Here is a 19,942-nt window from a genome sequence, read left to right as displayed (position 1 = left end):
TCTAAAAAATAAAGAATATTTAATTATATAAAAATAATTTTTTTAATATTTTTCAAAATATAAATACATTCATTTATTCAATTTCATCATTCAATTATATAAAAATAATTTTTTATTTTTGTAAAGATTTTTTTAAAAATATTTTTTAATTTTTTGATTGATTAAAATTTAAATTGTTGAATTTTTCATCTTAAAATTTTCGAATGTATTTATAAAAGAATTGCTAATACATTAGAAATCATAAAGATAATTTTTATTATATGATAACGTAAAAATTATGAATATTAAAAAATAAACAACTTATAAGTTATATTTATATTTTCATTAATTATTTAATTATTGTCAATAATATTATTTTTCTAAAAATATAATTTTTATATAAAATTTAATAATTAATCTAATTAAATTAGAGTTGTTATCATAAATAATTATTGGAATTAGATTTCTATCTTCTAAAAACTTAATTATGGTTTATTCAATATGTTTTCATTATTTTCTCTAGATTGTTTTGATAAAAATAAAAGAAATAAAGAAAAAAAAAAGTTTTTTTTAATAAATGAACCTGTTATACATTTGGAACATGGAATAGGAAAATATTTGGGATTAATTAATTTAAAAAATAATGAAATTGAATCGGAATATATTATGTTAGGTTATGCAGATAACACAAAATTATACGTTCCAATTTCTTCATTGCATTTAATTTCAAAATACAGGGGAATTAAAAGAGAAAATGTTATTTTAGATAAGTTAGGAAACGAAAATTGGAAAAAAGAACGGAAGAATACAATTAAAAACATTGAAGACACTGCAACTGCTTTATTAGATATATATTCAAGAAGAAAAGTAAAAAGAGGGTTTTCATTTAAGAAAAATATTGTTAAATACAATAAATTTTGTTCAAATTTTTTATTTAAAACAACTCCAGATCAGCAAAATGCTATTAACTCCGTATTACAAGATATGTATAAACCAATTCCTATGGACAGATTAATTTGTGGAGATGTAGGATTTGGAAAAACAGAAATAGCAATGAGAGCATCATTTGTAGCAACATCTAACAAAAAACAAGTACTTATTTTAGTACCGACAACTTTATTATCTCAACAACATTTTTTTTCTTTCAAAGAAAGATTTAAAAATTTTAAAACAAAAATTTCTGTCTTTTCAAGATTTTGCACAAAACAAAAAGAACAGGATTCTTTAGATAAGATTGAAAATGGAAAGATCGATATACTTATAGGAACCCATAAAATATTATTTAAAAAGATAAAATGGTATAATCTTGGATTATTAATTATTGATGAAGAACATAGATTTGGGGTAAAACAAAAAGAATTAATAAAAAAGTTTAATATAGATATTGACATATTGACTTTAACTGCAACTCCCATACCTAGGACTTTAAATATGTCTATAAATGGAATTAAGGACATTTCTATTATAAACACCCCTCCTAACAAAAGATTAGAAGTAAAAACATTTATTAAAAATTACGATTCTAAATTGGTTAGAAAAATTATTCTTAAAGAAATTAATAGAGGAGGTCAAGTTTATTATTTATTTAATAAGGTAAAGCATATTTATAAAATAGCTAATAAAATAAAAAAATTAGTACCTGAAGCCATTATAGATGTAGGTCATGGAAAAATGAAAGGAAAAGATTTAAAAAAAGTTATAAAAAATTTTTTCCATAAAAAGTTTAATGTTTTAGTATGCACAACTATTATAGAAACTGGAATTAATATAACCAATGTTAATACAATTATTATTGAACAAGCTGATAATTTTGGTTTGTCTCAATTACATCAATTAAGAGGTAGGGTCGGGAGATCTTTTCATCAAGGTTATGCCTGGTTGTTAGTTTATGATTATGAAAAAATCACAGAAGATGCTAAAAAAAGATTAGCTGCTATCTCTTCTTCAAAATATTTCGGAGCTGGATTAACCTTGTCGACCTATGATTCTGAAATTAGAGGAAGCGGGGAATTGTTAGGAAAGAAACAAAGTGGACATATAAAAAAAATTGGAATTTCTTTGTATTCAAAAATTTTAAAAAATGCTATTTGGAATTTAAAAAATAAAAGAAATTTTTCATTATCAAAAATAACTTCTTATAAACCAGAAATAGATCTAAAAATATCAGCTTTATTACCATCTAAATACATTTCTGATGTAAACACTCGTTTATTTTTTTACAGAAAAATATCTGATTGCCAAACAAAAAAAGAGCTAGATATTTTGAAAAACGAATTATTCTTAAAATTTGGAGTTATTCCAAATGTCACCAAAAATTTATTTGAAATTGAAAAAATTCGTTTTTTAGCAAAGAAAGTTGGAATTACTTATATTGCATTTTCTGAAAAAAATGGGAAAATAGATTTTTTAAAAAAAAATAAAATTCATGTAAAAAATTTGTTTAAAATATTAAATTTAGAAACAGAAGTTTGGAAGATAAATAAAAATTCATCTATTTCTTTTAAAAAAAAATTTTTCAAAAAGGTAGAATGTTTAATTTGGTTTAAAACTATATTAAAAAAAATAAAATATACAAAAAAATGATTTTTTATAAAAAAATATGTAATAATATTTATATATTCACGTGTTAAAATATATAAATTATTGTTGTAAAAAAAATATTTTTATTGAGGAGTATTAATGAAACTATTTATTTATATATCCTGTCCTGAAGATGAAACTATTGAAGTTTGGAAGTTTAAAAATTCTAATTCTATAGAATTAATTCAAAAGATATTTACACCCGGACAGGCTCAACCCATTAAAATTATAAAAAAAATCAATAAACTTTATGTAGGAATTAGACCAAAATACAGTATTATTACGTATAATATCAATCTAGATGGTACTTTAAATGAATTTTCTAGAACAAGATTGCCTGTTTCTCCAAACCACATTTCTTCTGATATAAATCAGAATTTTTTATTCGTTAGTTCATATAAATATGGAAGTATCGTTCTTTTGCCTTTAGATAATTTTTATGTTCCCCAAAAATATACACAAAAGATATCAATCCTAGATGGTTGTCATTTTTCTTATTTAGAAGAAAGAACTAATACTTTGTTTGTAACTTCTCTTCTAAAAGATAAAATTTATTTATATCCTTTTAAAAAAAAAATAGGATTAGAAGAAAAAAATTTTTTTTACATAGAAACGAATAAAAAATCTGGTCCAAGACATATGGCATTTCATAAGAAAAAAGAAATTGCATATTCAATTAATGAACTTAATAGCACAGTAAATGTTTGGAAATTAAGTAAAAATATAAAAAAAATAAAATGTATTCAAACAATAAATATTCTTCCGAATAATTATATAGGAAGTAGGTGGGCTGCTGAAATACGTTTAAATTTATTTAATAATTTTTTATATACTTCAGATCGAGCAGCAAATCTTATTTCTCTTTTTTCAATAAATGAAGAAACAAATTTACTTAAATTTGAGAAATGTTTTAAAACTGAAAATCAACCTCGTTCTTTTAACATCGATGAAAAAAACAAAAAATTAATTGTTCTTGGACAAAAATCTAATCGAATGATTATATATAATATATGTTCAAAAACAGGATACCTTTTAAAAGAAAAATCTATTTTAGTAGGAAAAGGCCCAATCTGGTTGGAAACCCTATATAAATAATTTTTTATTTATTTACATTTTTAAGTTTATAAATTTTATTTAAAATAAATAAATGTTTTCATATAAAAAACTTTTTATAATTTAACGATTGAATTATTAATTCAATAATTTTTTTTAATGATTTTTTATCTATGATATAAGCAGGCATGATATATATTAATTTTTTAAATGGTCTAATCCAAACACCGTTTTTAACAAAAAAATATTGTATTTTTTTTATGTTTATTTCTTTTTTACATTCGACAACTGCTATGGCGCCTAGGATGCGAATATCATGAACCATATAATGATTTCTTATTGGAAATAAGTATTTTGATAAAATTCTATAAATTTTAGAAACTTGTTTTTTCCAAATATTTTCTTTTAATATACTTAAATTTTCACTAGCAACAGCACATGCTAATGGATTTGCCATAAAAGTAGGTCCGTGCATCAGATATCCTGGATAATTATTGCTAATTTTTTCAGAAATTTTTTTGGTAGTTAATACAGCTGATAAAGTTAAGGTACCTCCTGTAATTGCTTTCCCTAAACATAGAATGTCAGGGAAAATTTTAGAATGTTCGTATGCAAACAATTTTCCAGTTCTTCCAAAGCCAGTAGCAATTTCGTCTAAAATTAAAGGAATTTTGTAATTTTTGCAAAGTAATTTAACTTTTTTTAAATATTTTGAATGATAGAATTTCATTCCTCCTGCTCCTTGAACTATTGGTTCTAAAATAACAGCAGCAATTTTTTTAAAATTTTTTTTTATTAAATTTTCGAAAGAATCTATATCTCCTTTTTTCCATTTTTCTCCAAATTTTGATTTAGGCGATTCAGCAAACAAATGAAGAGGTAAGTATTTTCTATACAATCGATGTATTGAATTTTTCGGATCAGAAATTGACATAGCTGAAAAGGTATCTCCATGATACCCACTTTTAATGGTTAAAAAATTTTTTTTTTCAGAATCTTCTTTAGCCCAATATTGAAGAGCCATCTTCATAGCTATTTCAATAGCAACTGAACCAGAATCAGCTAAAAAAACATACTGCAACTTTTTATGTGTCATAGAAATTAATTTTTTGCATAATGATATTGCAGGAGGATGAATTATTCCTCCAAACATGATATGAGAAACTCGGTTTATTTGATTTTTTAAGGCTTGATTTAAACGAGGATGGTTATAACCATGTATGGTTGCCCACCAAGAAGACATGCCGTCAATTAACTTTTTTCCATTATTTAATGTTAAATAAATTCCTTTAGCAGAGATTATAGGATAACAAGGTAATGGATTTTTTATTGAATCGTAAGGATGCCAAATATGTTTAGAATTAAAAATTAAATCATCTTTATTCATTTCAAATATATAAAAAATATAAATTTTCGTATAATATTTATTATAAACTTTTACTTTAAAAATTCCATAAATTAATTATAAGGTTAAATATGAGAAAATTGTGGTCTGTTTTAGAAACCAAAAAACTTTTTGAAATGTCTTTTTTAGACATTATGTTTCATGCTCAAAAAATTCATAGAAAAAACTTTGAACCTAATAAGATTCAAATCAGTACATTACTTTCTATAAAAACAGGATCTTGCCCCGAAGACTGCAAATATTGTTCTCAAAGTTCTCGATATAAAACCAATATAAAAAATGAAAATTTAATTAAAATAGAAAATATATTAAAAGCGGCAAAAAAAGCAAAAAAATCGGGCTCTGAAAGATTTTGTATGGGTGCTGCATGGAAAAATCCTAAAGAAAGAGATATGGCTTATTTAGAAAAGGTTATTCAAGAAGTTAAGAAATTAGGAATGGAAACATGTATGACATTAGGTTCTCTTTCTTTTGAACAAGCTAAAAGATTAAATAATGCTGGTTTAGATTTCTATAATCATAATTTAGATACTTCAGAAGAATTTTATAAACAAATAGTAACTACAAGAAGCTATCAAGAACGGTTAGACACTATTAATATAATTAGAAAAATAGGAATAAAAGTATGTTCAGGTGGAATTTTGGGATTAGGAGAATCTAAAGAAGACAGAATAAAGTTATTGATAAAACTATCTAGTTTACCTAAACCTCCAGAAAGTATACCTATTAATATGTTAGTTAAAATTCCTGGAACACCTATGGAAAAAAACAAAAATATTAGTAATCTTGATTTTATTAGAACTATAGCAGTTGCAAGAATAATGATGCCTACATCATTCATACGTTTGTCGGCTGGAAGAGAGCAAATGAGTGATGAAATGCAAACTATGTGTTTTATGGCAGGTGCAAACTCGATCTTCTATGGATCAAAGTTATTAACTACTAAAAATATTGCTGAAAAAAAAGATTTTTATTTATTTAAAAAATTAGGACTTAAAACTAATACAAAATTTTTCAAAGAAAAATAAAAAATAATTTTTTATTCGAAAAATTATTTTTTGTGTTCTAAATAAATAACATCTATAAAACATAAGTATAAAATTTTTTAAATAAAATATAATTCTAAAATTAAATAATTTTAGAATTATATTTAAAATTAATTTTTTTGAGAGTAATTGGTTGTTAACCATAAATTATTAATTATTTTATGCTATATTTATAAAAATGTTCTTTATATTTAAAAAAAAATGGAAAAAAAATATTTTATTACCGGAACAGATACTAATGTAGGAAAAACTACCGCAAGTATTTTTTTGTTAAAAATAGCAAAAAAGTTAGGTTATACTGCTATTGGATATAAACCTTTCGCTGCAGGTTGCAAAAAAACTAGATTTGGATTAAGAAATAAAGACGCTATTTTATTGAAAAAATACAGTACTATAAATTTATCCTATGAAAAAATTAATCCTTATGCTTATGAATTTTTTTCACCTCCTTCTTTTTTTTTAAAAAAAAATAAAATGAAAGATAAACATTTTAAAAAAATGTCTATAGGTTTGATTGAATTATCTAAAAAAGCTAATTGGATTTTAATCGAAGGAGCTGGTGGTTGGCATACTCCTTTATCTTTACATTTTAATTATTCTAATTGGGTTATTGAAGAAAAATTAAATGTAATATTAGTAGTAGGAATAAAAATGGGATGTATAAATCATGCTATTCTAACCAGCGAAGCTATTAAAAAATCTGGTTTAAATCTTTCAGGATGGATAGCTAATCACATTGACAATAAAACTCGAAATTCATTCTTATACGTAGATTACATTAAAAATATAATATCTTCTCCTTTTCTTGGAACAATCCCATATATTAAAAATAAGAAAAAAAGACACGATTTTAAAAGTAATTTGATTTTACCAGATATGTAATTTTCATCACGATTAAATTTAAAAAATGTTAAAGTCAAAAAACTAACTTTCTTAATTTTAAAAAGAAAATTAGTTTTATAAATCGTCATTTAATTTTAAAAAGTTAAATATTATAAACAGGATATTTTTTGCATAATTCTAAAACTTTCTTCTTTATTTCAATAATTCTTCCTTGATTCTGAATATCATCTAATATATCACTAATCCAAATTGCTACTTGACGAGCATCTGATTCTTTAAATCCTCTTCTAGTTATAGCAGGAGTTCCTATTCGAATCCCTGAAGTTATGAACGGATTTTCGTTATCGTTAGGAACCGTATTTTTATTTACGGTAATGTTGGCTTTACCTAAGGTTAAATCAGCTTCTTTTCCTGTTATCTTTTTATTTGATAAATTAATTAAAAATAAATGATTTTCACTTTTTCCAGATACGATTTTGTAGTTTCTTTTTATAAAGATATCTACCATCGCTTTTGCATTTTTTATTATTTTTTTTTGATATGAAACAAACCAAGATTCCATTGCTTCTTTAAATGATATTGCTTTAGCAGCTATAATATGAACCAGAGGACCTCCTTGATTTCCTGGAAATACTGAAGAATTCAGTAAAGAATAAAACTTTTCACTTTGATTTTTTGATAAAATTAATCCGCCTCTAGGTCCTCCTAAAGTTTTATGAGTAGTTGAAGTTACAACATGAGCGTAATCTATAGGATTAGGATATAAATTTGCTGCTACTAAACCAGCGATGTGAGCCATATCTACCATAAAATATGCATTTATTTTGTCTGCGATAATTCGAATTTTTTCCCAATTACAAATTCCTGAATAAGCTGAAAATCCTCCTATAATCATTTTAGGTCTATATTTTTTTGCTAATTTTTCTATTTCATAATAATTAATTTCTTCCTTTTTATTTAATCCGTATGAAATAACTCTGTATAATTTTCCGGATAAATTTACTGATGCTCCATGCGTTAAATGTCCTCCATGAGATAAAGACATTCCTAATATACAATCTCCAGGTTTTAGTAAAGCTGTATAAACAGAAAAATTAGCTTGAGATCCGGAATGAGGTTGAACGTTAGCATAATCAGCATTAAATAATTTTTTTGCTCTATTTATAGCCAAATTTTCTATTTTATCTACATATTTACAACCTCCATAATATCGTTTGTAAGGATAGCCTTCAGCATATTTATTAGTTAACCATGTTCCTTGGGCTTCCATTGTAGCTAAACTAGCATAATTTTCTGATGCTATGAGTTCTATATGATTTTCTTGACGATTTTTTTCTTTTTCTAATATATTCCATAGTTCCATATCATAATTAGAAATTTTTTTTTGAGGAAGAAACATTTTTTCTCCTAAAGTAAATATTACAAACAATGTTTATTGTTGTGCTAGAAACAAAATTTTTTTGTAAAACAAGTTTTTGTATTAAAAAAAATAAATTTTAAATTAATAGCTTTATTATACAATTTATGATTATTTTAAAAAAAAATCATAAAATTTTTTTACTAATAATGTTTTGAATTAAATCTATAAGATCATTATTGAGAATAATATTCTCTTTCAAGAAACATTAGTAATTTTTGCTCACAACATTTTAAATTAACGTTTTTTTTCAAATCTTTTACTAAAATATTTTTTTCATTTTTTTTTATTGAACTTACAACAATACAAAATCTTGAATTTAATTTACTAGCTTTTTTTAAATAATTTTTTTTAGTTACAAAAGATATTTCTAATAATGTTTTTATATTTCCAAATTTTTTTCTTATTTTTTGACTTAGTTTTAAACATTCTAAATATAAGTTTTTATCAAAAAAAACAATATATACATCAATTTTTATAATGGATGAGTTTGATTTATTTAAAATTAATGAACGTAAGAATAAAATTCTTTCCATTCCAACTGCACACCCAATTGCTGGGGTAGAATAGCCTCCAATTTTTTCTACAAGATTATCATATCTACCTCCGGCACATATTGTATTTTGAGATAGGTTAAAAGACTCGCATTTCCATTCAAAAACAGTATCATTGTAATAATCTAATCCTCTAACTAAATTATTATTAATTTTATATTTGATGTTTATAGAATCTAATAATTTGCATAAGAAATTGAATCGAAGAATAGATTTTTTACTTAAAAAATCAAATAATTTAGGTCCGCTAATAAGAATTTCTTGAATTTTTTTATTTTTACTATCCAAAATTCTCAGTGGATTTTTAAATAATCGATTTTTAGATTGTTGATCTAAAACTGATTTTTTTTTACTAAGAAATTTAATTAATGCCTTTTGATACTTTTCTCGATCTTCTATCGAACCAATAGTATTAATTTCTAAAGTTAAATATTTTTCAATGTTAAGTTTTTTCCACCAACTAATATTAAGTAATATAATCTCTAAGTCAATTTCAGGCTCTAAATACCCAAACACTTCGATTCCTAATTGATAAAATTGTCTGTACCTTCCTTTTTGGGGTCTTTCATATCTAAACATTGGTCCAATATACCATAATCTTTGTTTTTTTTTATATATCAAACCATGATTTAGAGAAGCTCTAACGCAGCTAGCTGTTCCTTCTGGACGTAAACAAATTTCATTTTTACTTTTATCTTTAAAAGAATATATTTCTTTTTCGAAAATATCAGTAACTGTACCAATTGATTTTTTAAAAAGCATTTTTTTTTCTATAATGGGAAATCGAATTTCATCATAACAATAATTGATCAATACTTTTTTAAAAATATTTTCTATTAAGTTCCATTCAATAACTTCAGTTGGTATTAAATCATGCATACCTCTTACAATTTGGATCTTACCATTCATTTGTTTTTCCTGTAAATTAATAAACTTTATAACAATTTTTCATATTTTTATATTATTGTTTAATTGTCCGCATGCGGCTGTAATGTCTTTTCCTCTATTTTTTCTGATAGAATTAAAAATTCCTTTTTTTGTTAAAAAATCTGAAAAACAAAATATGTTTTTTTTAGTACTACTTTTGTACATAGAATTCGGGAAACAATTCCAAGGTATTAAATTAACTTTACTAGGAATATTTTTTAAAATTGTTACTAACTCTTTAGCATCTTTTAAAGAATCGTTAATATTATTAAGCATAACATATTCTATAGTTATTTTTCCTTTATTGGCTTTAGAATTTTTGAGGTAATTATTTGCTGACTGTAATACCGATTTAATATTATATTTTTTATTGATAGGCATTAGTTTACTTCTAATTTGATCGTTTGAGGCATGTAAAGAAATAGCAATTTTAATATCTTGAACTTTACTTAATTTGTCAATTATAGGTACTATACCTGCTGTTGATAAAGTCACTTTATATTTTGAAAAATTAAAACCATATTTATTTAATATAATATCTAATGCTATTGTTACATTTTTTAAATTTAATAAAGGTTCTCCCATACCCATAAAAACAATGTTAGTTATTTTTTTTATTCTATTTTTTTTGTCATAAGCTAATTTCATTAAATTCCATAATTGTCCTACAATTTCAAAAACTTGCAAATTTTTTTTAAATCCCATTTTCCCTGTATAACAAAAATCACATTTTAAAGCACAACCTACTTGAGAAGAAACACAAATGGTTGTTCTATGTTTTTCTGGAATATATATAGTCTCAACATATTTTTTATTAGTTAAAAAACTCCATTTTATTGTTCCATCAATTGATTTCTTTTTTTTGATGAATTTTGGAGAATAAATAATAGAATATTTTTTTAATTTTTCTTTTAACTTTGTACTTAAATTAGACATTTTTGAAAAGTCATCACAAAAATAATGATATATCCAATGCATAATTTGATTTGCCCTAAAAGGTTTTTCTTCAATGTTAATCAAAAAACCACGCATCTTTTGAAGATTTAAATTTAATAAATTTATCTTAGAAATTGTCTGAAAATTAGTTTGAAAATTTGAAATAATATTCACTTTTTTCTTTCCCGTAGAAAAATGTATATATATACATACTATATATAATAATATGATTTTAAAAAACATTTCGTGATTGCTGATTAATTAATGTCAAAGACACATAAGCACTTAACTGATATAATTAATTTTATTTATATTTATGTAAGAATAATAATATGCATCCAATGTTAAACATTGCCATCAGAGCAGTTAGACAAGGTGGAACCATTCTTGCTCATGATTTCGACAGTCAAAACATTTTTTTAAAAAAAAATCCCGAATATTTAAAAAAAATAGAAAAAACTATTTTTTTTTCTTATCAAACAATGAAAAACATAATTTTTCAAACTTACCCTACGCATTATATATGTCAAATTAACAAAAATTTTAAAAAAAATAAAATTAAGAAAATTCAATGGTTAATTAATCCTTTGCATGGAATTGAAAATTTTAAAAATAATTTTCCTCATTTCTGTATTTCAATTGCAATAATAATAAATTTTAATTTAGAAGTTTCAGTAATTTATGATCCGTTAAAAAACGAATTATTTACTGCTGTTAAAGGAAGAGGGGCTCAATTAAATGGTTATAGAATTAGATGTAATAACGATTACGTATATAAAAAAATAATAATAGGAATAAATCAACCATTTAACTGTAAAAAAAATATTTTATATTATCAAGAAATATTTAGAAATTTTCATTTTAAAAATATATATTTTAGATGCACAGGATCTAAAATGTTAGATTTAGCATATTTTTCTAGTGGTAGATTAGATGGATTATGTTATTTTAATTTAATTAATATATCAGATTATTATATGGCTGGAATATTGCAAGTACAAGAATCTGGTGGATTAATTAGAAATTTTTATGAAAAAAATAATTTTTTAGAAAAAAATTCAATATTAATAGGAAATTCCTCTTGTTTGAAAAAAATTCTTGATAATGTTTAATACATATTATGTTAATGAGTATCAATAAAATTTTTTATTTCTTTAGAATTTTTTGTTTAAATTTATATTTAATTATAATTATATCGAATATTTAATCTATATAATTTATTTTAAATATACGAAAATTTTTTCTGAGATATAAATTTCGTATATTTAACAATTAACTGAAAAACTTTTCTAACCTATGTAAAATTTTTTGCAATTATTGATGAAATCAAACAATTTTTTAAATAAAAAAATATTATTTTTAAAAAATGATTCTGGTAATAAAGTTAAGAATACACTTACAATTGTAGGAATAAAAAACAAATGTTGATATAAAGAAATATTTTTTCCATAAAGAAAAAATTCTAATATTTCTGAAATTATAGGAATAATTAAAAATACTATTGAAGCATAAAAATTATTGATATATTTTTGAAGATAAAAATACATTAAAATTGCACCTATGCTAACAAAAGTACTTAAATAAAAAACTGAAATTATAGAGACAAATGAAAATTTCTTTATGCAAGGAGATTCAATAAACCAAGAAATTGTTATTAACAATAAACCGGAAAAAAGGGAAGGCGCAGTATTAAATGTAATAATTGAAACTCTATAAGATTTTTTTTTACATTGTATATAAATAATAGCATGACAAATCATTGCACCTATTAATGCTACCATTCCAATTAAAACATTATAATGACATAAATATAGTTCTTTTCCTAACAAGAGGATTAATGATAACATTGAAGTAAATATTCCTAATTTCCTTAGAAAATATATTTTTTCTTTTAATAAAATAATAGATGATATTAATACAATTACAGGCATATTTGAAAATATAATTGATGCTAAAACAGAATTCAAAATACTACCTGCATATAACATTAATGAAAATGGAAGAAAAAAATAAAAAATAGATATTAAAAATTGAAATTTTTTTTGACCTTTAGGAAAAAATAAAGGAACTTTTTTAAAATAAGCAATTATTAGTAATATCGGAAATGACAATAAAAATCGAAATCCGGTAGCAAATAAGGGAGGAATAGTATCAGTTGCTATTTTCATAGCGATCCATGTTGTTCCCCATATAAAAGAAATTAAAGTAAATAATGAGATTATTATCACTGTTTGCACCAAAAATCTCCTATTTTATATAACGAATAAAATTAAACGAGTATTTTTTATAAAAAAATTAACTTTTAAAATCATTTAAACCAAAAAAAATTTTTATAAAAAATTAAAAAAGTTATATATTTTATGTTAATAATAATATTAATAAAAAATAAAAAATAAAAAATAAAAAATAAAAAATAAAAAATGAAAAAGATATTAAAAAAAATATATGAAAAAAAGAATTTAACTGAAATAGAAAGTTATATATTATTTAAAAATATTATAAAAGGAAAATTAACATCAATACAATTGTCAGCAGTTTTAATATCAATGAAAATAAGAGGAGAAACAGACTTAGAAATATTAGGAGCTGTTCAAGCATGTTTAAAATATTCAAAACCTTTTCCAGCCCCATCTCATATTTTTGCAGATATCGTTGGTACAGGAGGAGATAAATTAAACAAAATTAATATTTCAACTATTAGTGCTTTTGTAGCTGCATATTGTGGTTTTAAAATTATAAAACATTGTAATTATAGTATCTCAAGTCAATCTGGATCCGCTGATTTTTTAAAATCATATGGCATTAATCCTAAAGTTTCAGTTGAACATTCTTTAAAATCACTTAAAAAAAATAATATTTGTTTTTTACTTGCATCAGAATATCATTCTGGTTTTCGATTTTCAACATCAGTTCGAAAAGAATTAAAAACTAGTACTATTTTTAATATTATAGGACCGTTATTAAATCCAGCCAGACCTGCTTTAGCTGTTATTGGTGTTTATACTAAAAAATTATTAGTACCAATTAGTAAAATATTAAAAAAATTAAAATATCAACATGTAATTTTAGTAAATAGCAATCAATGTGATGAAGTAACTTTATGTAATGAAACAAAAATTGTAGAATTATATAAGAACAAAATAAAATCTTATACTTTATGTCCGGAGGATTTTGGTATGAATTCATATTCTAAACAGGCATTAATAGGAGGTACGGTAAAAGAAAATTACGAAATTATGAAATCTATTCTAAAAGGTGAAGGAGATTCCGTTTACACTGAAACGATATCAGCAAACGTAGGGTTATTATTAAAGTTATTTGGTCATAAAAATTTAAAAGAAAACTCTAATTTAGCCTTCAAAAGTATTAAAAGTGGGAAAGTTTATAACTTTATAAAAAATTTTTCGAAAAAGGAAAATTATGATTAATTCTATCTTAAAAAAAATTGTAATAGATAAAATTAGTTGGATTAAAGATAGAAAAAAAAAAGAACCTCTAGATAAATTTCAGAATTTTTTAAAAAAATCTGAAAGAAATTTTTATTCTTCTTTATCAAGAAAAAAACCAAATTTTATTTTAGAATATAAAAAAAAATCTCCTTCTTTAGGTATTCTTAACAAATATCTAAGCATTTCAAAAATTTCTGAAATATATAAAAAATATGCTAATTCAATATCGGTTTTAACTGATGAGAAGTATTTTTTAGGAAAATTTGAATACTTAAATATCATAAGGAAAAATGTAAGTCAACCAATTCTATGCAAAGATTTTTTTATTGATCCATATCAAATATACTTAGCCCGTTATTATGGAGCAGATGCCGTTTTATTAATGTTATCGATATTAAATGATCATCAATATCTTTTTCTTTCAGATCTAGCAAAAAAACTAAACATGGGAATACTTACCGAAATACACGATAAAAAAGAACTAAATAGAGCTATTTACTTAAAAGCTAAAATAATTGGAATTAATAATAGAAATTTAAATGATTTATCTGTAAATATTAATAAAACAAAAGAATTAGCTCCTTTAATTCCTAAAAATATTATAACAATTAGTGAATCAGGAATAAATGACTATTCTCAAATAAGAAAATTAAGCAAAATAGTAGATGGATTTTTAATTGGTACATCTTTAATGAAATCAAATAATTTAAATTTAGATATACGAAAGTTAATTTTAGGAAATAATAAAATTTGTGGTTTAACCAATTTAAAAGATGCAAAAAAAGTAAAAAATTCAGGTGCTATTTATGGAGGACTAATTTTTTGTCCTTATTCTAAAAGAAAAATATCTATTAATACTGCGAAAATATTAACAAACTCAATTAATTTTAATTATGTTGGAGTATTTCAAAATTCTTCTATGGATTTCATTTTATCAGTAATAAAAAAAGTAACTTTGAAAGCTATTCAATTGCATGGAGATGAAAATCAAGAATATATTTCTTCTTTAAGAAAAAAAATTCCTAAAAATATTGCCATATGGAAAGTCTATAGTATTTCTAAAAAATTTCCTTCTTTAAATTTAAAAAACGTAGATTACTATTTATTTGATAATTTAAATGGAGGAAGTGGAAAAACATTTGATTGGTCCATTGTTAAAAACAAAAAATTAGGAAAAGTGTTATTAAGTGGAGGAATTAACAAAAATAATTGTTTATCAGCTTCAAAATTGGGTTTTTGTGGATTAGATTTTAATTCTGGTGTAGAAAAAAAAATTGGAATAAAAAGTAACAAAAAAATTAAATCTGTATTTAAAATATTAAGAAACTATTCTTAACATGAAAAAAAATAAAAAATAAGAAGAAACAATGAAAATATTAAATTCATATTTTGGAAAATTTGGAGGTATGTATGTTCCTCAAATTTTAATTCCAGCCTTATATGATTTAGAAAAAGTATTTATTAATTGTAAAAAAGAAAAAAAATTTAATGAAGATTTATCTAAATTATTAAAAGATTATGCAGGTAGGCCCACTCCTTTAACTTTATGTAAAAATTTAACCAAGTGTACAAATACTCGGATTTACATTAAAAGAGAAGATTTATTACATGGAGGTGCTCATAAAACTAATCAAGTGTTAGCTCAAGGTTTGTTATGTCTGAAAATGAATAAAAAAGAAGTTATAGCAGAAACAGGGGCGGGGCAGCATGGGGTAGCTGTTTCCATGATTTGTTCTCTATTAGGATTAAAATGTAGAATTTATATGGGTGCCAAAGACATTAATCGTCAAAAATTAAATGTTTTTAGAATGAAATTAATGGGTTCTAAGATAATTCCTGTAAGCATTGGTTCTTCTAGTTTAAAAGATGCTTGCAATGAAGCGTTAAGAGATTGGTCAGGCAGTTATGATCGTTCTTATTACATGTTAGGAACTTCTGCTGGACCTCATCCATATCCTAGTATTGTTAAAGAATTTCAGAAAATTATAGGAAAAGAAAGTAAAATTCAGATTTTAAAAAAAGAAAATCGTTTACCTGATGCTGTAATTGCATGTGTAGGAGGAGGTTCTAACGCTATTGGAATATTTTCTAGTTTTATTAAACATAAAAGTGTTCGATTAATAGGAGTTGAAGCAGGTGGAAAGGGGTTAAATACTAATCACCATGGTTCTTCATTAACATTAGGAGAAACAGGTATATATTTTGGAATGAAATCTAAAATATTACAAACTAGTGAAGGTCAAATTAGAAATTCTTCTTCTATTTCGGCAGGATTAGACTTTCCTTCTGTAGGACCAGAACATGCCTGGTTACAATCTATTGGTAGAGCTGAATATTTTTCTATAAATGATATGGAAGCTTTAGAAGCATTCGAAATTCTTTGTAAAACAGAAGGAATTATTCCTGCTTTAGAATCTGCTCATGCTTTATCTTATGCTATTAAATTAATGAAAAAAAATCCCCGTAAAAAACAATTATTCATTGTAAATCTTTCAGGAAGAGGGGATAAAGATCTTAATACTGTTTATAATTCTTTAATTAAAAAAGAGAAATAATATGTCAAGATACAAGTATATGTTTAATCTTCAAAAAAAAACGAAAAATGAAGGTGTTCTTGTTCCATTTATAACAGTAGGAGATCCTTCTTTTAACTTTTTTTTAAAAATAATTGATGTTCTTATAAAAAATGGAGCTGATGCATTAGAGTTAGGAATTCCTTTTTCAGATCCTATGGCAGATGGCCCTGTTGTACAACAGGCAAATTTAAGAGCTTTTAAAGCAGGTATTAACATTGAAACTTGTTTTTCTTTATTATCAAAAATTAGAAAAAAATATCCTAAAATTCCTATTGGAATATTAGTATATGCCAATATTGTTTATAAATATAAAATATCGAATTTTTATACTCAATGTAGTCATGTTGGAATAGACTCTATTTTAATACCAGATGTACCAATAGAAGAATCTTTACCTTTTTATAAAGAATCAATAAAAAAAAATATATCTCAAATCTTTATTTGTCCTCCTAATGCAAATATTTCTTTTTTAAAGAAAATTTCGTTATATGCAAAAGGATATATTTATATGGTATCTAGACCTGGAGTAACAGGAATTGAAAAAAAATCTTATACTATTGATAACAATATAATTAATACATTAAAAAAATATACTTCAGTTCCTATTTTACAGGGATTTGGAATTCATAAAAAAAAAGAAATCAAAGATTCCATTGAAATGGGAACATCAGGAATAATCTGCGGATCAGTCTTAATCAAAATAATAGAAAAGTATTCTGAAGAAAAAAAAATACTTAAAAAAATTAAAAAGAAAATAAAGTTTCTTAAATTATCTACTAAAAATATATTTTAAAATTAAAATGAATCATTGTTTTTTTTAAAAAAATTAATGTATAAATTTTAAATAAGATTTTTTTAGAAATTCAGTTCTATATAAAGGATGGCGAGATATGTATTTTACAAATAAATTAATACTCAATGATACTAAAAATTTTTTTACAAAAAATTTTGGAACAATATTATTAATTTCCATATTTTCAGCGCTAGTAGCAATAATTATAAATTATTTTATTGCTCCAGATTATAGAAAACTAAATATTTTTTATGAATTAGACAAATATAATGCTGGTTATTTATTTAACAAAATTCAAAATATGCATTTTTCAGAACAAAAAATATTATTTAGAACATTATTTGCAAAAATTTTTTCTTATTTAATAGGAAATACAATTTTATTAATTGGAATAATAGGTTTTCTTGAATTCATTTTTCTAAATAAACTCGATTCATGGAAAAAAAAAATTCATAAAATGATTATTTTTTTTCCAAATTTATTATTATTAGTGATTATATTAACAGTAATTATTCAATTTGGTTCTATGATATTCATAATTCCTGGTTTATTTATATCAAGTTTATTGTCATTATCTCCTATTATATTATTTATTGAAGAAAAAAATGTAATTTTTTCAATTAAAAAAAGTATAAATTTAACTTTTAAAAATATGAAATTTATTCTTCCTAGCATAATATTTTGGATGTTTAGTAAAATGCTAATTTTAATTGTTAGTTTAATTTCTCATATAATAATTCCTCCATATTTAAACATTTTTTTATTGTATGGAATTAATAATATTTTATTGTCTATTTTAATAATTTATTTATTTCGTTTTTATGTACTTGTTATTATTAAAGATAAAAATTTTTTATAAAAATAGATGTGTAAAAAAACTGTTTTTTTTATATATTAAATATAATATTTCTATTACTTCGTTTATTCTTATTTTTAATTTCTTATTATTAATGTTTATTAAACATAACAATTTTTTATTTTTTGTAGAATACTAATCTCTTAATATTTTTAAAATAATTTATAAAATATTAATAATAACAATCAATTCAGCAAAAAATATAAATAATGTTCTCTTTGAATTTATTTTTTTAGTATTTATTTATTATAAAAATAATTTGGTGGACTAGTTGCATTTTTATTAAATATTTATTATATGTTTTATATTAAAAAGAAAAAACAATTTTTAAATTTAATAAGGAAAATAGTTTCGATATGGAAATAGAAAAAAATAGACCTACAGGAAAAATGGTTTTACGTACAGTACCTACAAATTTGAATACCAATTCAAATGGAGACGTATTTGGAGGATGGATAATGTCAAAAATGGACATAGCTGGAGCTATTCTTGCTAAAGAAATCTCTCAAGGAAAAGTAGTTACTGTTCAAGTTAATAACATAACTTTTTTAAAACCAGTTTCTATTGGAGATATCGTTAGTTGTTATGTCGATCTTGTAAAAATAGGGAAAAGTTCTATTTCCATTAATATAGAAATATGGATAAAGAAAATTTTTTCTAAATCCACAAAAAAAAAATATATTGTTGCAACATCAAATTTTATATATGTAGCTATTGACGATACAGGAAAACCTCGCATTTTTTTAATCTAAAAAAGATTAAAACAATAATTTTTTTAAAATTTATGTATGAAAAAATTTACATAAATTTACTAATGTTTTACATTTCATGTATGTTTTCATAAAAAATTTTTTTATGTTTTGAAAAACATACATGAATATATCAATATTATCATATATAAAAAGAACATTTTAAATAGAAACAGTTTTTAATCAAAGAAAATTAATTTTTTGATTATTGGTTAAAATAATTTTTGAATCTAAATATTAAAATTATCCAAATAAAAGATAAGCTTAAAAAATTTAATGATCTTGAAATTTTAAGTTTCCAAACATAAAAGTTCTTTATTAAACGTTTTAGAAGAAATTCTAGAAAATTTAAGACTATTATTAATAAAAATAAAAAAAAGAGCAAAATTAAAAGAAAAAGTAAAACCAAAGATAAAAAAAATAATTAATACACAAAAATGTTACAAGAAGATGAGATTAATCCTAAAAAATTATCAAAAAAAATAAACTTGAAAAACTTATAAACAAGAAAAATAAATCAATTTTTTTCGAAAAATATAAGTATACTAACGAAAATAGTAAAGTTAAAATGAGAATAGGGAAGGGTAAAATGTCCATTACTATAAAAATAGTAATTTTAAAAGAAGAAAAAAATTAAAGGATTTTCTTTTATTAAAAAAAAGATATATATTTTTTATATATTCAAAATATTAATATAATATAAATTTATTTTTATATTTAATTTAGTAAAAATAAAAAATTTAAAAAAAATAATTTAAATTAGATGTGATCTACTTTTT

15 protein-coding genes and 1 pseudogene are annotated in these 19,942 nt (G+C 22.6%); 11 read left to right on the top strand and 5 right to left on the bottom strand.

Features of this window, described 5'->3' with window-relative positions; translation table 11 throughout:
* Positions 1-480 precede the first annotated feature (480 nt).
* On the top strand, positions 481-2,562 hold the full coding sequence (mfd, locus tag RJT62_RS01240) for a transcription-repair coupling factor (RefSeq protein ID WP_343153953.1): 2,082 nt from the start codon (positions 481-483) through the stop codon (positions 2,560-2,562).
* A 96-nt stretch (positions 2,563-2,658) separates the two neighbouring features.
* Positions 2,659-3,654, top strand: coding sequence for a beta-propeller fold lactonase family protein (locus tag RJT62_RS01235; RefSeq protein ID WP_343153952.1), 996 nt, complete (start codon positions 2,659-2,661; stop codon positions 3,652-3,654).
* 58 nt (positions 3,655-3,712) lie between these two features.
* Here RJT62_RS01235 and bioA read toward each other — a convergent pair whose 3' ends face one another.
* A complete protein-coding gene (bioA, locus tag RJT62_RS01230) occupies positions 3,713-4,999 on the bottom strand; it encodes an adenosylmethionine--8-amino-7-oxononanoate transaminase (RefSeq protein ID WP_343153950.1) in 1,287 nt (428 codons plus the stop codon).
* Between the two features lie 89 nt (positions 5,000-5,088).
* Here bioA and bioB point away from each other — a divergent pair.
* Both bioB and bioD read left to right on the top strand, forming a co-directional pair.
* Positions 5,089-6,012 (top strand): annotated as a pseudogene (bioB, locus tag RJT62_RS01225) (biotin synthase BioB); the annotation flags it as partial.
* Between the two features lie 252 nt (positions 6,013-6,264).
* Positions 6,265-6,945 carry a dethiobiotin synthase gene (gene bioD, locus RJT62_RS01220; protein ID WP_343153949.1) on the top strand — a complete coding sequence of 227 codons (681 nt, stop codon included), beginning with the start codon at positions 6,265-6,267 and terminating at the stop codon, positions 6,943-6,945.
* 103 nt (positions 6,946-7,048) lie between these two features.
* Here the strand turns inward: bioD and glyA are convergent, their stop codons facing one another.
* The 3 genes from glyA to rlmN form a co-directional block, all read right to left on the bottom strand.
* Complete coding sequence (gene glyA, locus RJT62_RS01215; protein ID WP_343153948.1) at positions 7,049-8,305, bottom strand: serine hydroxymethyltransferase; 1,257 nt, start codon at positions 8,303-8,305, stop codon at positions 7,049-7,051.
* Positions 8,306-8,499: 194 nt separating this feature from the next.
* Complete coding sequence (gene hisS / locus RJT62_RS01210; protein WP_343153946.1) at positions 8,500-9,786, bottom strand: histidine--tRNA ligase; 1,287 nt, start codon at positions 9,784-9,786, stop codon at positions 8,500-8,502.
* Between the two features lie 39 nt (positions 9,787-9,825).
* Positions 9,826-10,914, bottom strand: coding sequence for a 23S rRNA (adenine(2503)-C(2))-methyltransferase RlmN (gene rlmN / locus RJT62_RS01205; protein ID WP_343153944.1), 1,089 nt, complete (start codon positions 10,912-10,914; stop codon positions 9,826-9,828).
* A 158-nt stretch (positions 10,915-11,072) separates the two neighbouring features.
* Here rlmN and RJT62_RS01200 point away from each other — a divergent pair, with 158 nt between their 5' ends.
* A complete protein-coding gene (locus tag RJT62_RS01200) occupies positions 11,073-11,852 on the top strand; it encodes an inositol monophosphatase family protein (RefSeq protein WP_343153943.1) in 780 nt (259 codons plus the stop codon).
* 177 nt (positions 11,853-12,029) lie between these two features.
* Here RJT62_RS01200 and RJT62_RS01195 read toward each other — a convergent pair whose 3' ends face one another.
* Positions 12,030-12,977, bottom strand: coding sequence for a DMT family transporter (locus tag RJT62_RS01195; RefSeq protein WP_343153942.1), 948 nt, complete (start codon positions 12,975-12,977; stop codon positions 12,030-12,032).
* 183 nt (positions 12,978-13,160) lie between these two features.
* On the opposite strand from RJT62_RS01195, the gene trpD reads away from it, so the two are divergent.
* From trpD to yciA, 6 genes are all read left to right on the top strand, one after another.
* Positions 13,161-14,168, top strand: coding sequence for an anthranilate phosphoribosyltransferase (gene trpD / locus RJT62_RS01190; protein ID WP_343153941.1), 1,008 nt, complete (start codon positions 13,161-13,163; stop codon positions 14,166-14,168).
* Positions 14,161-15,525: a bifunctional indole-3-glycerol-phosphate synthase TrpC/phosphoribosylanthranilate isomerase TrpF gene (trpCF, locus tag RJT62_RS01185; protein ID WP_343153940.1), complete on the top strand. Its 1,365-nt coding sequence runs from the start codon at positions 14,161-14,163 to the stop codon at positions 15,523-15,525. Before trpD ends, trpCF begins: the two co-directional genes overlap by 8 nt.
* 31 nt (positions 15,526-15,556) lie before the next feature.
* On the top strand, positions 15,557-16,744 hold the full coding sequence (gene trpB, locus RJT62_RS01180; protein ID WP_343153939.1) for a tryptophan synthase subunit beta: 1,188 nt from the start codon (positions 15,557-15,559) through the stop codon (positions 16,742-16,744).
* 1 nt (position 16,745) lies between these two features.
* A complete protein-coding gene (gene trpA / locus RJT62_RS01175; protein WP_343153938.1) occupies positions 16,746-17,558 on the top strand; it encodes a tryptophan synthase subunit alpha in 813 nt (270 codons plus the stop codon).
* Between the two features lie 97 nt (positions 17,559-17,655).
* Positions 17,656-18,417, top strand: coding sequence for a YciC family protein (locus RJT62_RS01170; protein WP_343153937.1), 762 nt, complete (start codon positions 17,656-17,658; stop codon positions 18,415-18,417).
* A 353-nt stretch (positions 18,418-18,770) separates the two neighbouring features.
* Positions 18,771-19,166, top strand: coding sequence for an acyl-CoA thioester hydrolase YciA (gene yciA / locus RJT62_RS01165; protein WP_343153936.1), 396 nt, complete (start codon positions 18,771-18,773; stop codon positions 19,164-19,166).
* Positions 19,167-19,942 lie beyond the last annotated feature (776 nt).

It is taken from the genome of Buchnera aphidicola (Mindarus keteleerifoliae), from assembly GCF_039392895.1.
GTDB classification, from domain to species: Bacteria; Pseudomonadota; Gammaproteobacteria; order Enterobacterales; family Enterobacteriaceae; genus Buchnera_A; species Buchnera_A aphidicola_A.
Note: the sequence above shows the minus strand (reverse complement) of the source record. Positions and strands in the feature narration are given on the sequence as shown.